This window comes from Streptomyces candidus, from assembly GCF_014207445.1.
Taxonomy (GTDB): domain Bacteria; phylum Actinomycetota; class Actinomycetes; order Streptomycetales; family Streptomycetaceae; genus Streptomyces; species Streptomyces candidus.
Window position 1 is genome coordinate 195791 of sequence record NZ_JACHEM010000011.1, and the last position, 23844, is coordinate 219634.

Sequence of the window (23844 nt, forward strand, 5' to 3'; positions counted from 1 at the left end):
CGCGGCACCTCAGTGCACGGGCAGTTCGGGCAGATCGTCCGGATAGAGCAGCGTCAGGTCGTCCGTGGACACCTCGGTGAACTGGGCGACCCGGCCCGCGTGCCGCTCCACCATCGACTCGAACGTCTGCCTGGCGGTACGGCCGTTGCCGAACGCCGGCCCTTTGGGAAGCGCCGTGAAGTACTTGAGCAGCGCTTCCGGGGTGCCCGTGCCCAGCCGGTACTCGTGGTCGTCCGCCTGCTGCTCCACGATCCGCAGAAGCTCGTCCGGCTCGTAGTCGGAGAAAGTGATGGTCCGTGAGAACCGGGAAGCCACACCGGGGTTGACGGAGAGGAAGCGTTCCATCTCCACCGTGTAACCCGCGACGATCACCACGACCGCCTCCCGGTGGTCCTCCATCAGCTTCACCAGGGTGTCGATGGCCTCCTTGCCGAAGTCCCGGCCGGAGTCCTCCGGGGAGAGGGCGTACGCCTCGTCGATGAACAGCACCCCGCCGCGCGCCCTGTCGAACGCCTCCTGGGTGCGGATCGCCGTCGAGCCGATGTGCTCGCCGACCAGATCGACCCGGGACACCTCCACGAGATGGCCGCGTTCCAGCACACCGAGGGAAGCGAGGATCTCCCCGTACAGCCGGGCTACCGTCGTCTTGCCGGTGCCGGGGGAGCCGGTGAAGACCAGATGGCGGCGGACCGAGGCCGCCTTGAGTCCGGCCTCCTGGCGCCGCCGGCCGATCTCGATCATGTCGGTGAGGGCGCGCACCTCCCGCTTGACGCTCTCCAGGCCCACCAGCGCGTCGAGTTCGCCCAGCACGTCCTGCGATGAGCGCGCCGGATCCGCGACGTCCGTGACCTCCGCGGCGGCGCCGGCCGTCGGCCGCTGGCCGGGAAGGGCCGAGAGCAGGCCGGGGGACTGGGTGGCGGTCAGCACCGCCGGTGGCGGCCCAACGGCCGAGGTCTTCACCGCGCTCTCGTCGCTGACGCAGTCCTCCACCACCGGCCCGTCCTCGGGGAACTCGTAGCCGCCGCGCGCGCACCGCTCGGTGCGGCAGCGCGTCAGCGTCGTACGGCAGCCGTCCATCACGTGGAAGCCGTAGCCGGTGCTGCCGCTCACCCGGCAGTTGTGGAAGGTGCCGCGTCCCTCGGCGGACACGTAGAAGCCCGACTCGGCGGGGGAGGTGACGGTGCAGCGCTCGATGCGCGGGTCCGCCCCCTTGGTGACGATCACACCGGTCTGCACTTCGTCGATGGTGCAGCCGGACAGGGTGCCGCCGCTGCCGTGGTCGCGGAACCACGCGCCGGTGGACGCCTCCTTGATGCGGCAGTCGTCCAGCTGGGCGACCGCCCCGTCGCTCACCGAGACGGCGGTGTTGCGCACCTGGGTGAGATCACTGTCGACGAGGTCGGCGCGCGAGCCCCGGTCGAGGACGAAGACCGCGTCCGGTACGTCGTGCACCCGGCACGACTCCAGCACGACGCTCGCCCCGTCGCTCACCCACACCGCCGGGTAGTCGCCGGTGCTGTCGTGGATCTCGCAGCCGCTGGCGTCCACGCGGGTGCCCGGGTCCCACACGGACAGGCCGTTGCGTCCGAAGCGGCGCACCGTCGAGCGGGACAGCGTGAGCACCGCACGTCCGCGCAGGTCGAGCGCGTTCTCCGGGATGTCGTGGATGTCGCAGTCCGACAGCGTCAGTACCGCGTCCGTGTCGAGGGTCACGCCGTCTCCCGAAGTGCGGTGCACCGCGCACTCCTTGAGGTGCCCAGTACCGCGCGCGGTGACCTGCACACCGGTGCCCTTCACCTCGTACACCTCGCAGCCGACCGCCTCGACCCCGCTGCCCTCGCCGGTCACCGACAGGCCCGAACCCGACGTGTGGTGGATCCGGCACCGTTCCAGGCGCGGATGCGCGCCGCCGCTCACCGAGACGCCGCTCTGGCCCGCCGCGAGGACCTCGCAGTCCTCGAAGAGGCCGCCCGCCCCGTCCAGCACGCCGATGCCGACGCCCCCCGGATTGTCGATGGTGCAGCGCCGCACGGTCGGCCTGGCCGCCCCGCGCACCTCGATCCCGACGGCGGACCGTGTCACGATCCGCAGGCCCTCCAGCTCCGGGGTGCCGTCCTCGATCAGCAGGGCGGGCGCGGCCGAGTCCTGCCCCTCCAGGGACAGTTCCTGCACGACGGCGGAGGCGCGCACCGTCAGGGCCACACCGTCCACCGGCGCGATGCGCACCGAACCGGCGGAACCCTCCGGCCCCCGCAGCGTCACCGCGCGCCGGAGGACAAGGTTCTCCCGGTACGTACCGGGAGCGATGGTGAGGACGTCGCCGTCCCCCGCGGCCTCCAGGGCGGCGGCGAGGGAGTCGTACTCACCCGTGCGGCGCCGCCACCTGGACGTGCCGGAGTGCGTCACCTGGACCGTGCCCTGTGCCATGGCGTTGCCGTGCCCCCACCTCGTGCGTCCCGCATGTCGCGTCGATCTCGCTGCACCACCGTAGCGCGCGGGGGGAGGGGGAGTTGACCGGTCCCGGCAGCGCCGTCCGGCCGCGTCCGGCGCACCGGGCGCCGCACGGGACACGACGTCAGCCGCCCGCGCCCGTGCGTCCCCACTCCGGGCCCACCTTCGCCCACGTCCGGTCCAGGAGCTCGTACCGCTGCCGAGTGAGGCGGCGTACGACCAGCCGCCTGCCGGAGTGCGCGAGGGCCGCCACCAGGACGGCCGCACCGAAGCCGGTCAGCGCCGCCCGGGCGCGCGCCGCCGCGGCGTCCACGGGCCGGTTGACGATCCGGCCGCGGTCGTCGGTCCACAGCGGGAACGTGTCACCGGGCTCGGCCACCCTGCGGAGCGTCGTCGTGCGCCCGGTGTGCCTGCTTCCGTCGTACGCCGTCCAGCTCGCCAGCACTGTGGCCGGGCCCGGATATCCGGAGCCGGCTTCCTCGCCGCCCGTGCGCAGCTCGCGCGCCGACTTGAGCACCACGGCCGTCGTCCCGTGCCGCTGCGCGTGCTGGAGGCGCACCTCCCGCTGGAGCGACGCGTCCGTCCGCACCCCGGCCGTGAGGCCGGCCACCGGGGCGACGAACGCGATGAGCACGACGGCCGCGAGCGCAACCCAGGCCTCCACGCGGTCGGTCGGCCGGCACAGCGGACTGCCGCGCCACCGCCACACCCCCGAAGCCGTCCCCCTGCGGGCCGGCAGCCGCTCCCTCCGCCGTGCCGGCCGTTCCGCTTCGCCCACTGTCCGCCCCTTCCGCGCCCGCCGGTCAACGCGCCCCGCCACTCGGCGAGTTCCCGGGGGAGATGCGCTCATTCGGCGGATTCGGGACAGAACTCTATGCGCCCTCGACCCTCACCGGGTCTCCGATCCGCACCACCCCGGTGCCCTCGGGAACGAGGTTCTGGCCGAAGACCAACTGGCTGCCGAACCTGCGGTGGCGGGCCAGCGAGCGCAGCGGTTCCTTGCCGCGCTCGGCGGTCCGCTGGTCCGTGGTGGTGACCACGCAGCGCCCGCACGGCTTCACGACCCGGAAGGACACCTCGCCGACGGTGATCCGCCGCCAGCCGTCCTCGGCCCACGGGGCGGTGCCGTCGAGCACCAGATTCGGCCGGAACCGGTTCATCGGAAGGGGGCCCTCCTCGGGCCGGTCGCCCTGGGCGATCAGGGAGTTGAGGGCGTCCAGTGACGACAGCGTGGTGACCAGGAGGGGGTAGCCGTCGGCGAAGGAGACGGTCTCGCCCTCCTTCGCGAAGTCCGGGTCCACGGGGCGCCGGCGTGCCGGATCGTCCATGTGCACCAGCCGGGTCCCGGCACCCAGGTAGGCGCTCCACCACGCGTCGGCGGCCGAACCGGCGGGCACCGCCTCGTACTTGTCCCCGAACAACGTCACCGAAACGGTCCGTACGGGGTCGGGGACCGCGACCTCCAGCGGGTCGTGGCCCGGAGCGGACACCCGGACGGCCCCGCCGGGCAACGGCTCGGAGGAGGTCAGTGCCAGGCGTGCGTGCTCGCGCTGGGTGAGCGCCTTGCCCGCCGCGTCGGTCAGCAGCCATCTGCGGTCCCCCGCCGGACCCCAGGGCTCGACCGTCATCTCACGCGGCGCGCAACCTCCCGTCGCCTTCACCGGATAGACGTGCAGGGCGTGCACCGACGCGGGAACAGAATTCGTCATGCGTTCATCCTGCCAGTGGGCCCGGACATCCGTCCGAGCCCACCTCGTGCCGTGGTGCGGTGCCCCGGCGCGCTGCCTCGCCCCGTCGCCCTAGTAGCCGCCACCGCCCTGCTGGTACTGGCGGTTGTACGGGTCCTCGTACTGCTGCGCGGCGGGTGCGGGGCGCGGAGCCACGGGGCGCATCGCCTCGTACCCGGCCGGCTGGGCCTGCCGCTGCGGCTGGTGGCCGTGCGGTCCCGTCGGAGCGACGGGACGCTGCGGCTGCGGCCGCTGCATCTGCGGGGCCTGAGGTCCCGGGTAGCCGCGCGGCTGGCCGGTCTGCTGCGGGATGTAGGGCGCGGGCGCCTGCTGCAGCTGCGGCATCGGTGCCTGCTGGAGGTGCGGTGCCTGCTGGTACTGCTGCACCGGTGCGGGTTGCGGCGCGGCGGTCTGGGGGTAGCCGTACGCCGGCTGCGGGTGGGAGGGTGCGGCCGGCAGCGCGGGGAGCGCGGTCGGCAGGGCCGGCAGGTAGCTGTTGCCGGCGTCGTACATGGCGGGCACCCGGATCGGTGCGATCTGGGGGGTGCCCCGCTCTGCGACCAGTGAGTCGTAGATCGGAGTGTCCGCGAAGGAGGGGGCGGAATAGTAGCCGCCGCCATAGGTGGAGCGGGGGGAGGTCATGGCACATAAGTTAAGCCCAAGATGTTCTGGTTGGGGAGCCCGGTAAGAGTGTTGTTTTGCGCGTTGTGTGCGGCCATGGGTCACTAATCAGAGCTAACTTGGGAAAATCGGTCGTCTTGTAACGTTCGGATCGTGTAAGGAACGGTCTATTTCGACTCGTGATGGGGGCGAGCACGTTCATGCTCAAGGGAACCAATGTGCCGGTGCCGGCGCAGTCCGTACGTGTCGAAGTCGGCCGCGGGTCCGGCCCCGGAGTGCCGGAGGTCGACGCCTCCGCGCTGTTGCTCACCGGCGGACGGGTGCGCTCCGACGCCGACTTCGTGTTCTACAACCAGCCCGCGCACGCCTCGGGCGCCGTGCGTTACGAGGGGAAGCAGCCGGGTGCGGGCGGCGTGGTCACGGACACGCTCTCCGTGGACCTCGCGCGCGTGGAGCCCGCCGTGGAGACCGTGGTGCTGGCCGCCTCGGCGGACGGCGGCGACTTCGGGCGGGTGCCCGGACTGTACGTACGCGTACTGGACGCGGCGAACGGCACGGAGATCGCCCGCTTCGACAGCCAGGACGCCACCGTCGAGACCGCGTTCGTCCTCGGTGAGCTGTACCGGCGGCAGGGCGCCTGGAAATTCCGTGCGGTGGGCCAGGGGTACAGCAGCGGTCTGGCGGGACTGGCGACGAACTTCGGGATCAGCGTCGACGAACCCCAGCAGGCGGCGCAGGCCCCCGCGGCCCCACCCGCACCGGCGGCCCCGGCGTACGTGCGGCCCACGGCGGCCCCGTCAACTCCGGTACCTCGGGCGGCGCCCGCGACGCCCTCCGCGCCGTCCCCCTCGTACGCCACGCCCCCGCCCGCGCCCGCTCCCGCCCCCGTACGGCTTTCCAAGGTCACGCTCACCAAGGCGTCGCCGACCGTCTCCCTGGCCAAGCAGGGCGGCACCGGCGGCGCCATGCGCGTCAACCTCAACTGGGAGTCCCGCAAGCAGTTCAAGGGGTGGGGCAGCAAGCTCGGCCGGGCGATGGCGGTGCACGCCGACCTCGACCTCGACCTCTGCGCGCTGTACGAACTCACCGACGGCCGCAAGGGCGTGGTGCAGGCCCTGGGGAACGCCTTCGGCGCGCTGCACCAGCCGCCGTACATCCTGCTCGACGGCGACGACCGCACCGGCGCCGTCTCCACCGGTGAGAACCTCACCATCAACCTCGACCACAAGGACCGGCTGCGGCGCGTCCTGATCTTCGTGACGATCTACGAGGGCGCACGCTCCTTCGCCGACCTGCACGCCACGGTGACGCTCACCCCGCAGAACGGCGCCCCCATCGACTTCTCCCTCGACGAGTGCACCGTCCCCTCCACCGTCGCGGCGCTCGCGCTGATCAGTGACGAGAACGGGGAGCTGACAGTCCGCCGGGAGGCCCAGTACCTGGTGCCGCAGCGCGGCGTCAGCCCGCAGCGCACCGTCGACCAGACGTACGGCTGGGGCATGGACTGGACGCCCGGCCGGAAGTAACGGTTCCGCGTTCCCGGACGGGCGGACGGCCCCCCCGCCCGTCCGGGATTCAGCGGTCCGGAGCGGTCTCCGGACGGGAGTACGTACGCCCCTTCCAGGCCGCGCCCCGGCCCCGGTGGTGCTGCACGGCCGAGTCCACCGTCATCAGCACGTACAGCAGCGCCGTGAACGGCAGCAGCGGGGCCAGCGCCGCCGTCTGCCGGTAGTAGGCCAGCATGGGCAGGTACGTGCCCGTCATCACCGCCCAGGCGGCCAGCCCCGCCCAGCCCGCCGCCACGTCCCCGGTGAACAGGCCGGCGGCCACGGCGTACGGCGGCACCAGGTAGACCAGCACCAGGCCCGCGACCGTCCCCAGGAGCAGCAGCGGACTGTGCCTGAGCTGGGCGTACGCGCTGCGCGACACCATCCGCCACAGATCCCCGAGCCCGGGGTACGGGCGCACACTGTCGACCCGTTCCGCCAGGCCCAGCCAGATCCGCCCGCCCGCCCGCTGCACGGCCCGCGCCAGCGCCACGTCGTCGATCACCGCACCCCGGATCGACTCGGGCACCCGCGCGCGGAGCGCCACCTCCGTACGCAGCAGCACACAGCCGCCGGCCGCCGCGGCGGTCCGCGCCCCCGCGCGGTTCACCCACCGGAACGGATAGAGCTGCGCGAAGAAGTACACGAAGGCCGGGACGACGAGCCGCTCCCAGGTGCTCGTCACGCGCAGCCTCGCCATCTGCGACACCATGTCGAACCCGCCGCCGGAACCGTCGCCCTCCGCCCGGCCGTCGCCTCGCGCGGCCGAAACCAGTTCCCGGAGGCTGTCGGGCTCGTGCGCGATGTCGGCGTCGGTCAGCAGCAGGTACGCGGGGTTGCCCGCACGGGCCACTTCCACCCCGTACCGCAGCGCCCACAGCTTTCCCGTCCAGCCGGGTGCGGGCTCGCCGGGTGAGACCACCGCCAGCGGCAGCCCGCCGTACTTCACCGACAGTTCCCGCGCCAGCTTCCCCGTGCCGTCGCTGCTCCCGTCGTCCACCAGGATCACCTCGGCGCCGCCCGGATAGTCCTGGGCCAGCAGCGACGGCAGGCTCTTGGCCAGCACCGCGGCCTCGTCGCGCGCGGGCACGACCACGGCGACGTGCGGCCAGCGCCCCGCGGGCGGCGCGGTGCGCGGCGGCAGGCGCTGATCGGTGCGCCAGAAGAAGCCGTGGCCCACCAGCAGCCACAGCCAGACGGACAGCGATCCCACAGCGATCCACGCGACGACGCTCACCCGTCGAAGTCTGCCGCAGCGGCCGCCCCGGCGGGAGGACGCCGGGGCGCACGGCCCGGTCGCCTGCCCGGGTGTTCGAGGGCTTCGACTAGGGTGACCTGGTGAAGATCGCGCTCATGGACTCCGGAATCGGCCTGCTCGCGGCGGCGGCCGCGGTGCACCGGCTGCGGCCCGACGCGGACCTGGTCGTCGCCTCCGACCCCGACGGGATGCCCTGGGGCCCCCGTACCCCCGAGGACATCACGGAGCACGCGCTCGCCGTCGCCAGGGCCGCGGCGGCGTACCGCCCCGACGCCCTGATCATCGGCTGCAACACCGCCACCGTGCACGCCCTGGACGCGATCCGCGCCGAACTGGAGCCCGGGATCCCGGTCATCGGCACCGTCCCCGCGATCAAGCCGGCCGCCGCGGCCGGCGGGCCCTTCGCGATCTGGGCGACCCCGGCCACCACCGGCAGCCCCTACCAGCGCGGCCTGATCCGCGACTTCGCCGGTGGCGTCGCCGTCACCGAGGTGCCCTGCCCCGGACTCGCGGACGCCCTGGAAAGCGCCGACGACGCGGCGATCGACGCGGCGGTGGCCGCGGCAGCCGCCCTCACCCCGCCCGAGGCAAGGACCGTCGTCCTGGGCTGCACCCATTACGAACTGGTCGCCGAACGCATCCGCACCGCCCTGCGGCAGCCGGCCGATCCCCGCCCGCTTTCCCTTCTGGGCTCGGCGGAGGCAGTCGCCGCACAAGCACTTCGACGGGCAGGCGCCGCTCCCGCCCCGGCCGCCGACCCCGTCTCCCACCTCACCGTTCTGCTCAGCGGACGCCGCTCGGCGACCCTCACCGCCCCGGCCCTCGCCTATGCCGAGGGCCGGCTGCTCGCTGCCATGCGCCCGGAACCTGAGTACGCTGCTGTGCATGAGGGACTTCCCCGGCGCTGACGACCGTTCCGACGAGTCCGCCGCTGCGCCCCCCACCACCCGCTGGACCGGCCGCGCCACGAACCGTGCGCAGTGGCTGCTCTCGGCCGCCGGGGCGGGAGTCCTGGCACTGGGCATCGAACTCGCCGTCGGCTCCCCCTGGGTCTCCGGCATCATTCCGCTCCTGATGGCGGTCGTCGGCTGTCTGCTCGTCGGCTTGATGGTGATCTTCGGGACACTCGCCTTCGTGCACGTCACCGTCACGGTCGACGACGAGGCACTGGAGGTGCGCTGCGGCCACCTGGGGCTGCCGCGCCGCCGCATTCCGCTCTCGCACGTGAAAAGCGTCGAGTTCGCGCCCCGCGTCACCCCGCGTCACTGGGGCGGCTGGGGCTACCGCTGGCGGCCCGAACAGGGCACGGCGGTGGTTGTGCGGCGTGGCGAAGGCGTGGTGCTGCGACTGGGCGACGGACGCACCTTCACCGTCACGGTCGACGACGCGGCCGGAGCGGTACGCGCGATCCGCGACCGGCTCCTCCCCCACCCGGCAGCCGGGCAGCCGGAGAGATGAGCCGACGGGCCCGCTCCGGCCAGGTCCCCGGCCCGGACCGGACCGCCCTCCTCCGGTGGGGCGCGGCCACCGTAGACTCCGCCGGGTGAGCACCACCATCACCCCCACGGACCAGCCGGTACCGGCCCCCGACACCTCCCGCAAGGGGCTGCCGCGACTGCTTGCCGTGCTGCTGCGGCCCGCCGCTGCCGCCGCCTCGGGACTGCTCCTCTACGCGAGCTTCCCGCCCCGCCTGCTGTGGTGGCTGGCGCTGCCCGGCTTCGCACTGCTCGGCTGGTGCCTGCGCGGGCGCCGGCTGCGCGCGGGCTTCGGCCTCGGGCTGCTGTCCGGGCTCGGCTTCCTGCTGCCGCTGCTGTCGTGGACGGGCGAGGAGGTCGGGCCCGTGCCGTGGCTGGCGCTCACCCTCATCGAGGCGCTCTTCCTCGCCTTCGTCGGCATGGGCATCGCCGCGACGTCCCGGCTTCCCGCCTGGCCGGTGTGGGCGGCGGCCCTGTGGATCGCGGGGGAGGGATTGCGTGCCCGCGTCCCGTTCGAGGGCTTCTCCTGGGGGAAGATCGCGTTCGGGCAGGCCGACGGCGTCTTCCTGCCGCTCGCCGCGCTCGGCGGCACGCCCCTGCTGAGCTTCGCGGTCGCCCTGTGCGGCTTCGGCCTGTACGAGGGCGCACGGCAGTTCCGTTCCTACCACGCCACCCGCACGGTCCGCCGCGCGGGCGTCGCCGCAGCGGTCCTGGCGGTCCTCGTTCCGCTCGTCGCCTCTCTCGCCGTCCGCCCCCTCCTCGACGACTCCGCCGAGGACGGCACGGCCACCGCCGCCCTCATCCAGGGCAACGTGCCGCGCCTGGGCCTCGACTTCAACGACCAGCGGCGCGCGGTCCTGGACAACCACGCCCGCCGCACCGAGCAGCTCGCCGACGAGGTGAAGGCCGGGAAGAAGCCCGGGCCCGACTTCGTCGTGTGGCCGGAGAACTCCTCCGACCTCGACCCCTACCGCAACGACGACGCCCGCGACGTCATCGACCGGGCCGTGAAGAAGATCGGCGTCCCCGTCGCGGTCGGCGCCGTCCTCACCCCCGAGACCGGCCCGCTGCGCAACACCCTCATCCAGTGGGACCCCGAGCGCGGCCCCGTCGACACCTACGACAAGCGGCACATCCAGCCCTTCGGCGAGTACATGCCGATGCGCGACTTCGCCCGCATCTTCAGCTCCGACGTGGACCGGGTCCGGCGCGACTTCGGCCCCGGGACGAAGGTCGGCGTCTTCGACATGGCCGGCACCAAGGTCGGCCTGGTCACCTGTTACGAGGCCGCCTTCGACGACGCCGTACGGGACACCGTGCTGCACGGCGGTCAGCTCATCGCCGTACCCAGCAACAACGCCACCTTCGGCCGCAGCGAGATGACGTACCAGCAGCTCGCCATGAGCCGGGTGCGCGCCGCCGAACACGGCCGGGCCGTCCTGGTGCCCGTCACCAGCGGTGTCAGCGCGGTCATCAGGCCCGACGGCGAGGTCGTCCAGCAGACGAAGCTGTTCACCCCCGACGCCCTCGTCGCCAAGGTCCCGCTGAGGTCCTCGCTCACCCCGGCCACCCGGATGGGCATCGGCCCGGAGATCGCGCTCGGACTGCTCGGCGCGGCCTCACTGGCCTGGTCGACGGCCCTCGCGCTGCGCGCCCGGCGCGGCGAACAGCACCGTTCGAGGGTCCCTTAGGCTCTTGTCATGGCAACTCCCGACTTCATCAAGAACCTCCGCTCCACCGCGGGTCACCAGCTGCTCTACCTCCCCGGTGTGACGGCCGTCGTCTTCGACGACGCGGGCCGGGTGCTGCTCGGCCGCCGCTCCGACAACGGTGAGTGGTCGGTCGTCGGCGGCATCCCCGAGCCGGGCGAGCAGCCCGCCCGGGCGGCGGTTCGCGAGGTGTTCGAGGAGACGGCCGTGGAGTGCGAGGTCGAGCGGATCGTCCTGGTCCAGACCCTCCGGCCGGTGCAGTACGAGAACGGCGACATCTGCCAGTTCATGGACGTCACGGTGGCCTGCCGCGCGACCGGTGGCGAAGCCCGGGTGAACGACGAGGAGTCCCTGGAGGTCGGCTGGTTCCCGGTCGACGCACTGCCGGAGATGCGGGAGTTCTCCACCTTCCGGATCATGCAGGCCCTCGCGAACGAACCGGCCTGGTTCGCCCCGGCCGAGGACGCGACGCTCGGCGACGCGGGCCTGGGCGTCATTCCGCAGGGGCGCTGACCGGGGGCCTGGGCGGCGGCGTGGCACGGCGGGCCCGGGCGCATCCGCTACGTCCGCGGTGCGCCCGGACCGTCGTGCGCCCGGGATCGTCGGTGTTCCGGTGTCCTCAGAGCTTGCGGTAGGTGTACGCCTCGGAGGCCGCAGCCGCGACGTCGGCCAGCGGGGCGCCCGCCGACGCGGTGACGACGGCGGCGACCGCGCCCTCGACGAACGGGGCGTCCAGCAGCCGTGTCCCCGGAGGGAGTTCGTCCTCGTCGGCCAGCAGCGCCTTCACGGTCAGCACCGCACTGCCCAGGTCGGCCAGCACGGCCACCCCCGCCCCCCGGTCCACCGAACGGGCGGCCTCGGCGACGAGGTCCGCGCTCGTACCGAGGCCGCCGTCCGCGTCGCCGCCCGCAGCGGCGACCGGGGCGCTCCGTCCGCCGCCCGCGAGCCCCTGTGCGAGCGCCGCCACGGAAGCGGCCACCGCCGCACTGTGCGACACCAGCACGACCCCCACGAGCCCCGCCGCCGGCTGCGCACCGCTCCCGCTCATCCGGCGGCCGCCTCGGCGAGCGCACGGAGCAGGAGCGCCGACGACGTGGCACCCGGGTCCTGGTGCCCGACGCTGCGCTCGCCGAGATAGCTGGCCCGCCCCTTGCGCGCCCGGAGCGGCACTGTCGCCAGCGCGCCGCTCTCGGCGGCGTCCCGGGCAGCGGCGAAGGCCACCCGCGGTTCTTCCCCGCGCGCGGCGTCGAGCGCCTCCACTCCCGGCAGCAGCGCGTCCAGCATCGTCTTGTCCCCGGCCGCCGCGCCGCCGAGCTGCGCCACCGCGTCGGCCCCGACCCGCAGCGCCTGCGCGAACTCGGCGACCGACACCTGCGCCGCGTCCCCGAAGGTCTTGCCGGTACGCCGCAGCAGCATCCCGTACAACGGCCCCGAGGCACCGCCCACAGTGGAGATCAATTGCCGGGACGCCAGCGCCAGGACACCCCCCGGCGTGTCCGGTGGCTCCTTCTCCAGCGCGGCGGCCACAGCCGCGAAGCCGCGCCGCAGGTTGCTGCCGTGGTCGGCGTCCCCGATGGGGGAGTCCAGCTCGGTCAGCCGGTCGGCATCGGCTTCCACCGCGGCGGCCGTGCCAGCCATCCACCGCCGGAAGAACTCCGCGTCCAATGTCACTTCCCTCTCCCCGCGCTCGTGTTGCCCGCTTTCCGAACCCGCGGCGGAACCGCCACCGGCTGCCGCGCCGGTCACCTCAACGCCCCCAGCGCAGCGCCGCGGTCTCCACCGGCGCGTCCCACCACCGCAGCAGCTCCTCGTCGACCTGACAGAGCGTCACCGAGCAGCCCGCCATGTCGAGGGACGTGACGTAGTTGCCGACCAGCGTACGAGCCACCGGCACGCCACGCTCCGAAAGGACGCGCTGGACCTCCGCGTTGAACCCGTACAGCTCCAGCAGCGGCGTCGCTCCCATCCCGTTCACCAGCGCCAGTACGGGACCCGTGGGCCGCAGGTCCTCCAGCACCACGTCCACCGCGTAGTCGGCGATCTCCCGCGCGGTCATCATGGCCCGCCGCTCCCGGCCCGGCTCGCCGTGGATGCCGACCCCCAACTCCAGCTCCCCCGGGGGGAGATCGAAGGTGGGACTGCCCTTCGCTGGCGTCGAGCACGCGCTCAGTGCCACCCCGAAGCTCCGCGTCGCCCCGTTCACCCGCCGCGCCACCTCGGCCACCCGCTCCAGCGGGGCGCCCTCCTCGGCCGCCGCGCCCGCGATCTTCTCCACGAACAGGGTGGCTCCGGTGCCGCGCCGCCCGGCCGTGAACAGGCTGTCCGTCACCGCTACGTCGTCGTCGACCAGGACCTTGTCGACCCTGATGCCCTCCTCCTCGGCGAGTTCGGCGGCCATGTCGAAGTTGAGGACGTCCCCGGTGTAGTTCTTGACGACGAACAGCACTCCCTGCCCGGAGTCCACCGCAGCGGCGGCACGCACCATCTGATCCGGCACGGGGGAGGTGAACACCTCTCCAGGACACGCCGCCGACAGCATCCCGTGCCCCACGAACCCCGCATGCAGGGGCTCGTGCCCGCTCCCGCCGCCCGAGACCAGCCCCACCTTCCCGGCAACCGGGGCGTCCCGCCGCAGCACCACCCGGTTCTCCACGTCGACGGTCAACTCCGGGTGCGCGGCGGCCATCCCGCGCAGTGCGTCGGCGACGACGGTCTCGGGGACGTTGATGAGCATCCTCATGGGTACCTCCGGCAGGGAACGACGGGCGGGACGTCGGCCTTCGTGCGCCGACCGCGCCCCAGTATCCAAGAGGAACCGTTCTAGTGTGCGTGTCCCGGGGCTTCCTGTTCCGCGTGGCCGCCGGGCGGGGGCGCGGTCCGGCCCGCCTCGTCCGGCCGCGCGGCCTCGACGGTGAACGCGGCCGTGCGCACCTTGCCGTCGTGCTGGAAGTCGAGGAAGACGCGGTAGGTGCCGGTGCTCGGGGCGGTGGCGGTGAAGGAGACCTGGGGTCCGGGCCGGGTGCTGCCGTCGCCGGGCCCGCCGTTCGGGTGAACGTGCAGGTGGGCGAGGTCGCCGGAGCGCAGGACGACGAGGTGCCCGTACGCGCCGAGGTAGGGCTGGAGGTCGGTGACGGGCCTGCCGTTCCTGGCGACGTTCAGGAGGAGTCCGGCGCTCCTGCCGGGTGTCAGGCCGCCGGTGAGGGTGACCTCGTATCCGTCGACCACGGCCGTGCGGGAGGGGGCGGGGAGGGGAGCGGGGGCGTAGTCGCCGGAGACGGCGAGATCGGCGCCGAGTGTCAGGGCTTCGGCTCCCTTCCCTGCGGGCCTGAAGTCGGCGAAGGCGCGGTAGCCGCCCGCGTCCGGCAGGTCGGCCGTGGTGCTCCAGGTGCCGTCGGCGGCGCGGCTGGGGTGCAGGTGGCGGTACACGCTCAGGTCCCGTGACGCGACGATGAGATGCATCTCCCTATCGTGCTGGCGGGTGTACGCGGTGACCTTGCGTCCGCCGGCGTCGCGGATCGAGAAACGGAGCGGGACGCGGTCGCCGGCGGCGACCCGGGGTGTGTCGAGGACGAGGCTGTAACCCCTTTCGGAGACCTGCAGTCCACCGGCGGCCGGCGCCGCCCCGGTCGTGCCGTGGCCCGGCTGCTTCGCGCCCGGTGCTTGCGCCGCGTGCGCGGCGCTGTCCCTCGCGGCGTGGGCCCGGGACTCGCCGGGGCCGACGGCCGCGCCGACGCCGTAGGCCGCACCGAACGTCACGGTGACGCCTGCGGCGAAGGCGGTGATCTTGAGCCCGGTACGCATGGCGCTCCTCCGAAAGGGGGTGGGGTCGGCCCGCCCGGTGCGGCCAGCCTGAGACCAGCATACCCCCCAGGGGTATGCGGTCAAGGGGAGAGCTGCCGGAAGGACCGGGATCGGACCGGGAGCGGTCGCGGAGAGTACCGCAGCGTTCCCCGGCTCCGGAGCCGGGGGCCGGCGGTGGCCAAGATCGCGGGCGCTCCGTACGGGACCCGTCAAGAGCGCGCCCGCGCACGTCAGAGGGGCGTCAACGCGAGCCGCAGGGCCACCGCAACGCGCTTTCCTCGTCCCGGGACGTACGGCAGCCGCCGCCCGCCCCCGGTCGTCAGACCGCTCCCATCCGTCACTGCACACAGGAGTTCGCGATGGCCGACCTGGCCTTCGTCGCCACCACGATCGCGGTCTTCGCGCTGGTGGCTCTCATCGCCAAGGGGGTGACGAAGCTGTGACCGCCGAGAACGTCGTCGGCCTCGTCGTGGCCGTCGCCCTGGTGGGATATCTGATCCTCGCCCTCGTGTACCCGGAGAGGTTCTGAGCCCGACATGTCTCCCGTCCTCGCCGGAGTGCTCCAGTTCCTGGCGCTGCTGGCCGCCCTGGCCCTGGCGTACCGTCCCCTCGGCGATTACATGGCCCGCGTCTACTGCTCGTCCCGGCACCTGTGGGTCGAGAAGTGGATCTACCGGGCGGTGGGCGCCGACCCGTCTGCGGAAATGCGCTGGCCCGCCTACCTGCGCGGCGTCCTCGCCTTCTCTCTGGCCGGCGTGCTGTTCCTCTACCTGCTCCAGCGGGTGCAGGGGGTGTTGCCCGGCTCGCCGGGCTTCGCCCCGATCGACCCGGACCAGGCCTTCAACACCGCCGCGTCCTTCGTGACGAACACCAACTGGCAGTCGTACGCGGGCGAACAGGCCATGGGCCGGCTCGTGCAGACCTGCGGGCTGGCGGTGCAGAACTTCGTGTCCGCCGCCGTGGGCATGGCCGTCGCGGTCGCGCTCGTACGCGGCTTCGCCGCCCGTCCGGGGACACGCGGTTGCGCCCGTACCGGGGAGGCCCCGTCGCACACCGGCCCACTCGGAAACTTCTGGGCCGACCTGGTGCGCGGCGTCGTCCGCATCCTGATCCCGCTCTCGGTCCTCGGCGCGCTCGTCCTGGTCGCCTGCGGAGCCCTCCAGAACTTCTCGGGTCTCCACGAGGTCGGCCAGTTCGGCGGCGGCGTCCAGCAGTGGCACGGCGGCGCCGTGGCCTCCCAGGAGGCCATCAAGGAACTGGGCACCAACGGCGGCGGCTACTACAACGCCAACTCCGCCCACCCCTACGAGAACCCCAACGGCCTGTCCAACCTCTTCGAAATCTTCCTGATCCTCCTCATCCCCTTCGCGCTGACCCGCACCTTCGGGAGGATGACCGGCTCGGTCCGACAGGGCTACGCGATCCTCGCCGCCATGGCGACGATCTGGACCGTCTTCACCGCCCTGATGATGTGGACCGAGTTCGCCCACCACGGACCGGCGTTCGAGGCGGCCGGCGGTGCGACGGAGGGCAAGGAGACCCGCTTCGGGATCGCCGGATCGGCGATCTTCTCGGTGGCCACCACGCTCACCTCCACCGGGGCCGTGAACTCCTTCCACTCCTCCTACACCGGTCTCGGCGGCGGCCTCGATCTGCTGGGCATGCAGCTCGGCGAGGTGGCCCCCGGCGGCGTCGGTTCCGGACTGTACGGAATGCTGGTCATGGCGATCGTGGCGGTGTTCCTCGCCGGACTGATGGTCGGCCGCACCCCCGAGTACCTGGGCAAAAAGATCGGTACCCGGCAGATCAAGTTCGCCGCCTGCTACTTCCTGATCACTCCGGCGCTGGTGCTCGGGTTCACGGCAGCGGCCGTGGCGCTGCCGACGCCCGGCGGCTCGACGCTGAACCCGGGCCCGCACGGCTTCTCCGAGATCCTGTACGCCTACACCTCGGGCGCCAACAACAACGGCAGCGCGTTCGGCGGGCTGAGCGCGGACACCGAATGGTTCAACACCACCCTCGGCATCGCGATGATGCTGGGCCGCTTCCTGCCGATGGTGTTCGTCCTCGCCCTGGCCGGCTCCCTGGCCGGGCAGGGCCCCGTACCGCAGACGGCGGGCACGCTCCGTACGCACAAGCCGCTGTTCACCGGCCTCCTGGTCGGCACCGTCATGATCGTCACCGGTCTCACCTACTTCCCCGCGCTCGCGCTGGGACCGCTTGCCGAAGGGCTCGCCTCATGAGCACTCCCACCGTGACCCCTCCGCGCACGGAGACCGGGGCCTCGCACTCCGACGCACCCGCCGGTCACCGGCCCGGCGGCGGAACGGGCCGGATCGGCGGGGGTCTGTTCGACCCCCGGCAGCTCCTCACGTCGTTCCCCGACGCGGTGCGCAAGCTCGACCCCCGGGTGATGGCCAAGTCGCCGGTGATGTTCGTCGTCGAGATCGGATCCGTACTGACCACGGTGCTCGCCGTCCTGAACCCCGGCGACTGGTTCGGCTGGGCGATCGCCGCCTGGCTGTGGCTGACGACGCTCTTCGCCAACCTGGCGGAGGCCGTCGCCGAGGGCCGCGGCAAGGCGCAGGCCGCCACGCTGCGCAGGACCAGGACGGACACGGTCGCGCGCCGGATCACCGGCCCGGACGAGGAACGCATCGCGGGTACGGAGCTGCGCGTCGGCGACCTCGTGGTGTGCGAGGCGGGGGACGTCGTCCCCGGCGACGGCGACGTCGTGGACGGCGTCGCCTCGGTCGACGAGTCGGCGATCACGGGCGAATCGGCGCCGGTGATACGGGAGTCGGGCGGCGACCGGAGCGCGGTCACCGGCGGTACGAAGGTGCTCTCCGACCGCATCGTCGTCAGGATCACGGCCGAGCCGGGCGCCACCTTCATCGACCGGATGATCAGCCTGGTCGAGGGTGCGGCCCGGCAGAGGACGCCCAACGAGATCGCGCTGAACATCCTTCTCGCCTCCCTCACCGTCGTCTTCCTGCTGGCCGTCGTCACCCTCCAGCCGTTCGCGACGTACGCGGGCGCCCCGCAGTCGATGGTGGTGCTGGTCGCCCTGCTCGTCTGCCTGATCCCCACCACCATCGGCGCGCTGCTCTCCGCGATAGGCATCGCGGGCATGGACCGCCTCGTCCAGCGCAATGTGCTCGCCGTGTCCGGCCGGGCGGTGGAGGCCGCGGGCGACGTGTCGACGCTGCTGCTCGACAAGACCGGCACGATCACGCTGGGCAACCGGCAGGCGGTGGAGTTCCTCCCGGTACGAGGGGTGGCGGAGAACGAACTGGCCGACGCCGCCCAGCTGTCATCACTCGCCGACGAGACCCCCGAAGGCCGCTCCGTCGTCGTCCTGGCGAAGGAGCGGTACGGGCTGCGCGAACGCCACCAGGGCGAGTTGACGCACGCCGAGTGGGTGGCGTTCACCGCGCAGACCCGGATGTCGGGCGTGGACACGACGGACGGGCACAAGGTGCGCAAGGGCGCGACCGGATCCGTCGCCGCCTGGGTGCACGAGCGGGGCGGCAGCGTCTGCGAGGACGTCCGGACGCTCACCGACCGGATCTCCGCAGCCGGCGGCACCCCACTGCTGGTCGCCGAGGAGAACCGGGGCACAGCCCGCGTCCTCGGCGTCATCCACCTCAAGGACGTCGTCAAGGAGGGCATGCGCGAGCGGTTCGAGGAACTGCGCAGGATGGGCATCAGAACGGTCATGATCACGGGGGACAACCCGCTGACCGCGAAGGCCATCGCCGACGAGGCGGGCGTGGACGACTTCCTCGCCGAGGCCACGCCCGAGGACAAGATGGCGCTGATCCGAAGGGAACAGGCCGACGGCACACTGGTCGCGATGACCGGCGACGGCACGAACGACGCGCCCGCCCTCGCCCAGGCGGACGTCGGCGTCGCCATGAACACCGGCACCTCCGCCGCCAAGGAGGCCGGGAACATGGTCGACCTCGACTCCGACCCCACCAAGCTGATCGAGATCGTCGGGATCGGCAAGCAACTCCTCATCACCCGAGGCGCGCTGACCACCTTCTCGATCGCCAACGACGTCGCGAAGTACTTCGCGATCATCCCGGCCATGTTCGCGGTGGCACACCCCGGACTCGACAAGCTCAACATCATGGACCTGCACTCCCCGCAGTCGGCGATCCTCGCCGCGGTGATCTTCAACGCGCTGGTCATCGTCGCGCTGGTCCCGCTCGCCCTCAGGGGCGTCCGCTACCGGCCGATGAGCGCGGACCGGATGCTGCGGCGCAACCTCGGGCTCTACGGGCTCGGCGGGCTCATCGCCCCCTTCCTCGGCATCAAGGCCATCGACCTCCTGCTCTCCCTCATCCCCGGAAACGGCTGATTCCCGATGACCCACTCCCACCACGTGGCCGCGCGCACCGCCCGGCAGCTCGGCGCCGGACTCCGCGCCCTGATCGCCCTGACCGTCCTGTGCGGCGTGCTCTATCCGCTCGCCGTCACCGGCATCGCCCAGGCCGCCTTCCCGGGCCGGGCCAACGGCTCGCAGCTCACGGACGCCGGCGGCAGGGTCGTCGGCTCCGAGTTGATCGGCCAGCGCTTCGACCTGCCGAAGAAGAACCCGGACGACCCCGAGGAGACACCGGTCCCGGACCTGCGGTGGTTCCAGCCCCGCCCCTCGGCGGGCCTCACGACCCACGGCGCCGATCCCCGGTACGCGCTGCTCGTGTCCGGCGCAACCCACCTGTCGGGCGACAACGAGGTGCTGCTGCGGGCCGTCCGGGACGCCAAGGCCGCGGTGATCGAGGACAACACGGCCGCCGGGTACCGGCCCACGGCCGCCGACGTCCCCGCCGAAGCCGTCACCTCCTCCGGCTCCGGACTGGACCCGCACATCCCTCCCGCGTACGCCGCCCTCCAGGTCCACCGGGTCGCGGAACGCAACCACCTCGCCGTCGCCGAGGTCCGCGCACTGGTCGAAGCGCACACCGACGGCCGCATCCTCGGTTTCGTGGGCGAGCCCACGGTGAACGTGCTCTGGCTCAACGTCGCCCTCAAGGCGCTCCTCGGCACCCGCTGACGCGCTCCCCGGCGCGCACAGGGACCGGGGGAGCCGCCGAAGCGGCTCCGGGCGGACACGTCCCCCGGAGCCGCACGTCCCGCGGGCGGGCCGGTGACTCAGGAGTCCCCGAAGTCGATCTCCGCCGAGGCGACGATCCGGGCGCCCATGTTGCGCTCCATCATGCGCAGCGCCGCGTCCGCGAGGTCCTCGTGGATGTGGGCGACGGCATCGTGCGGAACGGTGACCCGCAGATGGCGGATGTGGGCGTCCAGCGCCGAGTACAGGACGCACTGTTCGGTCACCTGCCCGCACATGATCACGTGGTCGATGCCCTGCTGGGAGAGGAGGTAGCCGAGCGGCGTCTCGTAGAAGATCGAATGCCGGGCCTTGACGACGAACAGGGACGACTTGTCCGGGGCGAGGGGGCGTACGAGCGAGGCATGTGGTCCTGCGAGCGCGGTCTCCAGGATCTCGCCGTGGTGCGAGCGCCACTCGCCGAAGTTGTCGTTGGCGTAGATGACGGGGATCTCGTGACCGCGGGCGCGGTCGATGAGCTCCACGACGCTGGGGAGGGCCTTCTCCACGGAGGGGATCAGGAGGTGGGCATCCTCGTGCGTGTAGGTGTTGATCATGTCGATGACGATGAGAGCGGTCTTTCCCATGCCTACTACCTTGCCGTTCCGTCGGAGTGCTTGCCTGTTCACGCCCCCTAGGCCTGCCGCCGCTCTGGGCCGCGGTCTGGTTCCGGTGCCCGTTTTCGGCCGGTCGAACACCGGAACGCAATGTTCACGCCGGGTCCACGAGAGAGGCCGTATATCCGCCGGTAACTCTTCACGGCCGGCGCGCAGTGTGCTCCCGTCACAGTTCCCGACCCCGAAGGAGCCCGTACGGTGATCACCTCCTCCGCCGAGCAGCCGGCCCAACCGCCCGCCGGACCCCGCCGCCGTGCGCGCACGGCGGCCGTCGCCCTCGCCGTCGCACTGGCCGCGCTCGCGACCGCCGCCCCCGCGCAGGCCGGGGCCACGCGACCGGCGCCGCACGCCCACCAGGCACTTCCCGCGCTGACACCGCGCGCCGAGACGCCCCCGCTGTACGACGACGAGGCGGGCGGCAACGCGGACGCCGACGACCCGGCGATCTGGCGCAACGCCGCCGACCCGGGCCGCAGCCTGGTGGTGGCCACCGCCAAGGAGGGCGGACTGCGGGTGTACGACCTGGACGCCCGCCAGGTCCAGTCCGTCGCCGCACCGTCGGGCCCGGCCCCGGGCGACGCGCCGGGCCGCTTCAACAACGTCGACCTCGTGCAGGGCCTCGCGCTGCCCTCCGGACCCGCCGACCTCGCCGTCACCAGCGACCGCGGCAACGACCGGTTGCGCTTCTACCGCATCGACGGCAGCGCGAAGGCCCGCCGGGCGAACGCCCCGCTCACGGACGTCACGGACCCGGCCGCGCCCCCCGTCTTCTCCGCCTCGCAACAGGAGATCAACGACCAGCGCACCGCATACGGGCTCGCCACCTGGACCGACCGCACCACCAAGCGCTCGTACGCCCTGGTCAGCCGGCGCGAGACGACCCGCGTCGCGCTCCTCGAACTCCTCCCCGCGGCGAACGGCACCGTCGGCTACCGCAAGGTCCGCACCCTTGACCTGCCCTCCGCCTTCCGGCTGCCGAACGGCAGGACCTGGACCCCGTGCGGCGAGCCCGGCGAGCTGCCCCAGGTCGAGGGCATGGTCGTCGACCCCGCCGACGGCACCCTGTACGCGGGCCAGGAGGACGTCGGCATCTGGCGGCTGCGCGCCGACCTCACCTCGAAGCCCGAACTCATCGACAGAGTGCGGGAGTACGGGGTGCCCGGCACCTACGACGAGGGAACCGAGGAGTGCGTGCCCGGCGCCGACCCGGGCTACGGCGGCAGCCGCCTCACCGCCGACGTCGAGGGCCTCGCCCTGATCACCGAGGCCGACGGGGACGGCTACCTCCTCGCCTCCAGCCAGGGCGACAACACCTTCGCCGCGTACGACCGCGAGAAGAGCGACGACAACGAGTACGAGGGCGGCTTCCGCGTCACGGCGGCCTCCGCCACCCTCGACGGCTCCGAGGAGTGCGACGGCGCCGCGGCGCTGAACGCCCCGCTCGGCCCGCAGTACCCGCGGGGCCTGCTCGTCGTCCAGGACGGCGACGACACCCCGCAGGCCGGCGGGCGCGAGGCCACCGGGTTCAAGTTCGTCGACCTGGGCCGCGTGCTCGACGCGCTGGACGACTGAGCCCGTCGTGTTCGGGGGCTACGGTTTGCGCCCCACGCCCCCGAACATCGCCACCTCGGCGGGCGGCCCGTCCCCCGGCCCGCCCTCCGCGCGCCAGCGCGAGCACGACACCACACCCGGCGCCAGGAGTTCCAGCCCGTCGAAGTAGCGGGCCACCTGCTGCGGGGTGCGCTGGGTGAGCCTCGGGGTGCCGTTCTCGTTCCAGAACGCCACGGCGGCGTCCACGTCCGGCATGGCCGCACTGGTGATGGTGTGCGAGAGGACGAGGTGACTGCCGGCGGGCAGGGCGTCCATGAGGCGCCGGACGATGCCGTACGACTCCTCCTCGTCCTCGATGAAGATGACCACGCCCAGGAGCATCAGGGCGACGGGCCGCGACAGGTCCAGGGTCTTCGCGGCGTGGGCGAGGACGGCGTCGACGTCGCGCAGGTCCGCGTCCGCGTAGGCGGTGTGCCCCTCGGGGGTGCTGGTGAGCAGGGCCTGGGCGTGGGTCAGCACGATGGGGTCGTTGTCGACGTAGGCGACGCGGACGTCCGGGGCGATGCGCTGGGCGACCTCGTGGGTGTTGCCGGCGCTGGGGAGCCCGGTGCCCACGTCCAGGAACTGGCGGATGCCGCAGTCCGCGGTGAGGTGGCGCACCGAACGGCCGAGGAACTCCCGGTCGGCCCGCGCGTAGTCTCCGATACCGGGGTGCAGTCGCCGGATCTGATCGCCGGCGGCGCGGTCGACCGGGTAGTTGTCCTTGCCGCCGAGCCAGTAGTTCCAGATGCGCGCGGTGTGCGCGCGGGTGGTGTCGATCCTGGTGTGCACGGGACTCCTGTCGCAGGTGCGGGCGTACGGCGGACGCGGGACCCGGGGCGGGACGTTCCGCTCCCTTCCCCGTGCGCGTGCGCAACGGGGCGGACCCCGATGCCCCGGGACCCGCCGCCCGCGGTGAGCGCCCAGGCCCCGCGAGGGGGACAGCTACCCCTCGAACGCCCCCAGGATTCGTTCAGCGGCCATCGTCGCCGTCAACCCGCCCTCCCGCAAGGCCCGTTCGACATCCGGGGTGATCCGCCGCACCTCCGGGTGCGCGTACAGCCGCCCCAGCAGCTCGTCGCGGACCATCGCCCACGCCCAGTCCACCTGCTGCCCCGCCCGCTTGGCGGCCAGCCTGCCGGACGTGTCCAGCAGCGTGCGGTGCTGCTCCAGCCGGTCCCACACGGCGTCCAGTCCCGCGGACTCGCGCGCACTGCAACTCAGCACCGGGGGAGTCCACGCCGCGTCGACCGGGTGCATCAGCCGCAACGCCCCCGAGAGCTCCCGGGCGGCGGACCTGGCGTCCCGCTCGTGCGGTCCGTCGGCCTTGTTGACGGCGACGACGTCCGCGAGTTCGAGGACCCCCTTCTTGATCCCCTGCAGCTGGTCACCGGTGCGGGCCAGCGTCAGCAGCAGGAAGGAGTCCACCATCGCGGCCACGGCCGTCTCCGACTGCCCGACGCCCACCGTCTCCACCAGCACCACGTCGTACCCGGCGGCCTCCACCACGACCATCGCCTCGCGTGTCGCCCGCGCCACCCCGCCCAGCGTGCCCGCCGAGGGCGACGGCCGTACGAAAGCGGCGGGATCGACCGCCAGCCGTTCCATCCGGGTCTTGTCGCCCAGGATGGAGCCTCCCGTCCTGCTCGACGACGGGTCGACGGCGAGCACCGCCACCCGGTGCCCGAGCCCGGTCAGCATCGTCCCGAAGGCGTCGATGAACGTCGACTTGCCGACACCGGGAACCCCGCTGATGCCGATCCGGCGCGCGGACCCCGAGTGCGGCAGCAGCTCCCTCAGCAGCTTCTGGGCCAGAGCGCGATGGTCGGCCCGGGACGACTCGACGAGGGTGATCGCGCGGGCCACGAAGGCCCGCTTCCCGTCGAGGACGCCCTTGACGTACGCCTCGATGTCGATCCTCGGCGGCAT

22 protein-coding genes are annotated in these 23844 nt (G+C 72.8%); 10 read left to right on the forward strand and 12 right to left on the reverse strand.

Annotated elements, in window-relative coordinates; genetic code table 11:
• Nucleotides 1-9 precede the first annotated feature (9 nt).
• The 4 genes from HNQ79_RS21585 to HNQ79_RS21600 form a co-directional block, all read right to left on the reverse strand.
• The gene (locus HNQ79_RS21585; RefSeq protein ID WP_185033548.1) at nt 10-2427 is read right to left on the reverse strand and encodes a right-handed parallel beta-helix repeat-containing protein; all 2418 of its coding nucleotides are present in this window, start codon (nt 2425-2427) and stop codon (nt 10-12) included.
• 148 nt (nt 2428-2575) lie between these two features.
• Nucleotides 2576-3229: an Rv1733c family protein gene (locus tag HNQ79_RS21590; RefSeq protein WP_229923599.1), complete on the reverse strand. Its 654-nt coding sequence runs from the start codon at nt 3227-3229 to the stop codon at nt 2576-2578.
• Nucleotides 3230-3323: 94 nt separating this feature from the next.
• The gene (locus tag HNQ79_RS21595; protein ID WP_185033550.1) at nt 3324-4160 is read right to left on the reverse strand and encodes an MOSC domain-containing protein; all 837 of its coding nucleotides are present in this window, start codon (nt 4158-4160) and stop codon (nt 3324-3326) included.
• Between the two features lie 90 nt (nt 4161-4250).
• Nucleotides 4251-4820 (reverse strand): DUF6643 family protein, encoded by a 570-nt coding sequence (locus HNQ79_RS21600; protein WP_185033552.1) that lies wholly within the window; start codon nt 4818-4820, stop codon nt 4251-4253.
• Nucleotides 4821-4981: 161 nt separating this feature from the next.
• Here HNQ79_RS21600 and HNQ79_RS21605 point away from each other — a divergent pair, with 161 nt between their 5' ends.
• On the forward strand, nt 4982-6325 hold the full coding sequence (locus HNQ79_RS21605) for a TerD family protein (RefSeq protein WP_185033554.1): 1344 nt from the start codon (nt 4982-4984) through the stop codon (nt 6323-6325).
• A 49-nt stretch (nt 6326-6374) separates the two neighbouring features.
• Here the strand turns inward: HNQ79_RS21605 and HNQ79_RS21610 are convergent, their stop codons facing one another.
• On the reverse strand, nt 6375-7583 hold the full coding sequence (locus HNQ79_RS21610; RefSeq protein ID WP_185033556.1) for a glycosyltransferase: 1209 nt from the start codon (nt 7581-7583) through the stop codon (nt 6375-6377).
• Nucleotides 7584-7684: 101 nt separating this feature from the next.
• Here HNQ79_RS21610 and HNQ79_RS21615 point away from each other — a divergent pair, with 101 nt between their 5' ends.
• The 4 genes from HNQ79_RS21615 (at nt 7685) to HNQ79_RS21630 (ending at nt 11301) form a co-directional block, all read left to right on the forward strand.
• Nucleotides 7685-8512 carry a glutamate racemase gene (locus tag HNQ79_RS21615; protein ID WP_185033558.1) on the forward strand — a complete coding sequence of 276 codons (828 nt, stop codon included), beginning with the start codon at nt 7685-7687 and terminating at the stop codon, nt 8510-8512.
• Complete coding sequence (locus HNQ79_RS21620) at nt 8490-9062, forward strand: PH domain-containing protein (RefSeq protein ID WP_185033560.1); 573 nt, start codon at nt 8490-8492, stop codon at nt 9060-9062. Before HNQ79_RS21615 ends, HNQ79_RS21620 begins: the two co-directional genes overlap by 23 nt.
• An 85-nt stretch (nt 9063-9147) precedes the next feature.
• Complete coding sequence (lnt, locus tag HNQ79_RS21625) at nt 9148-10770, forward strand: apolipoprotein N-acyltransferase (protein WP_185033562.1); 1623 nt, start codon at nt 9148-9150, stop codon at nt 10768-10770.
• A gap of 9 nt (nt 10771-10779) precedes the next feature.
• Nucleotides 10780-11301, forward strand: a complete 522-nt coding sequence (locus HNQ79_RS21630; RefSeq protein WP_185033564.1) for an NUDIX hydrolase — start codon at nt 10780-10782, stop codon at nt 11299-11301.
• A gap of 106 nt (nt 11302-11407) precedes the next feature.
• Here HNQ79_RS21630 and HNQ79_RS21635 read toward each other — a convergent pair whose 3' ends face one another.
• From HNQ79_RS21635 to HNQ79_RS21650, 4 genes are all read right to left on the reverse strand, one after another.
• A complete protein-coding gene (locus HNQ79_RS21635; protein WP_185033566.1) occupies nt 11408-11836 on the reverse strand; it encodes a PTS sugar transporter subunit IIA domain-containing protein in 429 nt (142 codons plus the stop codon).
• Nucleotides 11833-12426 carry a dihydroxyacetone kinase subunit DhaL gene (dhaL, locus tag HNQ79_RS21640; RefSeq protein WP_185033727.1) on the reverse strand — a complete coding sequence of 198 codons (594 nt, stop codon included), beginning with the start codon at nt 12424-12426 and terminating at the stop codon, nt 11833-11835. Before dhaL ends, HNQ79_RS21635 begins: the two co-directional genes overlap by 4 nt.
• A 109-nt stretch (nt 12427-12535) precedes the next feature.
• Nucleotides 12536-13528 (reverse strand): dihydroxyacetone kinase subunit DhaK, encoded by a 993-nt coding sequence (gene dhaK / locus HNQ79_RS21645; protein ID WP_185033568.1) that lies wholly within the window; start codon nt 13526-13528, stop codon nt 12536-12538.
• 80 nt (nt 13529-13608) lie between these two features.
• Nucleotides 13609-14589: a DUF8832 domain-containing protein gene (locus HNQ79_RS21650; RefSeq protein WP_185033570.1), complete on the reverse strand. Its 981-nt coding sequence runs from the start codon at nt 14587-14589 to the stop codon at nt 13609-13611.
• Nucleotides 14590-15028: 439 nt separating this feature from the next.
• On the opposite strand from HNQ79_RS21650, the gene kdpF reads away from it, so the two are divergent.
• From kdpF to HNQ79_RS21670, 4 genes are read left to right on the forward strand one after another with little or no spacing between them, the layout of a single operon-like run.
• Nucleotides 15029-15118 (forward strand): K(+)-transporting ATPase subunit F, encoded by a 90-nt coding sequence (gene kdpF, locus HNQ79_RS33860; RefSeq protein ID WP_185033572.1) that lies wholly within the window; start codon nt 15029-15031, stop codon nt 15116-15118.
• Between the two features lie 7 nt (nt 15119-15125).
• Complete coding sequence (gene kdpA, locus HNQ79_RS21660) at nt 15126-16832, forward strand: potassium-transporting ATPase subunit KdpA (RefSeq protein WP_185033574.1); 1707 nt, start codon at nt 15126-15128, stop codon at nt 16830-16832.
• Nucleotides 16829-18955, forward strand: a complete 2127-nt coding sequence (gene kdpB, locus HNQ79_RS21665; protein ID WP_185033576.1) for a potassium-transporting ATPase subunit KdpB — start codon at nt 16829-16831, stop codon at nt 18953-18955. The genes kdpA and kdpB overlap by 4 nt, the downstream gene beginning before the upstream one ends.
• 6 nt (nt 18956-18961) lie before the next feature.
• Nucleotides 18962-19651, forward strand: a complete 690-nt coding sequence (locus HNQ79_RS21670) for a potassium-transporting ATPase subunit C (protein ID WP_185033578.1) — start codon at nt 18962-18964, stop codon at nt 19649-19651.
• 98 nt (nt 19652-19749) lie between these two features.
• Here the strand turns inward: HNQ79_RS21670 and HNQ79_RS21675 are convergent, their stop codons facing one another.
• The gene (locus HNQ79_RS21675) at nt 19750-20295 is read right to left on the reverse strand and encodes a cysteine hydrolase family protein (protein ID WP_185033580.1); all 546 of its coding nucleotides are present in this window, start codon (nt 20293-20295) and stop codon (nt 19750-19752) included.
• Nucleotides 20296-20523: 228 nt separating this feature from the next.
• On the opposite strand from HNQ79_RS21675, the gene HNQ79_RS21680 reads away from it, so the two are divergent.
• Nucleotides 20524-21897 carry a phytase gene (locus HNQ79_RS21680; protein ID WP_229923598.1) on the forward strand — a complete coding sequence of 458 codons (1374 nt, stop codon included), beginning with the start codon at nt 20524-20526 and terminating at the stop codon, nt 21895-21897.
• An 18-nt stretch (nt 21898-21915) separates the two neighbouring features.
• Here the strand turns inward: HNQ79_RS21680 and HNQ79_RS21685 are convergent, their stop codons facing one another.
• Nucleotides 21916-22707, reverse strand: a complete 792-nt coding sequence (locus tag HNQ79_RS21685; protein WP_185033582.1) for an SAM-dependent methyltransferase — start codon at nt 22705-22707, stop codon at nt 21916-21918.
• A gap of 153 nt (nt 22708-22860) precedes the next feature.
• Nucleotides 22861-23844 carry a methylmalonyl Co-A mutase-associated GTPase MeaB gene (gene meaB, locus HNQ79_RS21690; protein WP_185033584.1) on the reverse strand — a complete coding sequence of 328 codons (984 nt, stop codon included), beginning with the start codon at nt 23842-23844 and terminating at the stop codon, nt 22861-22863.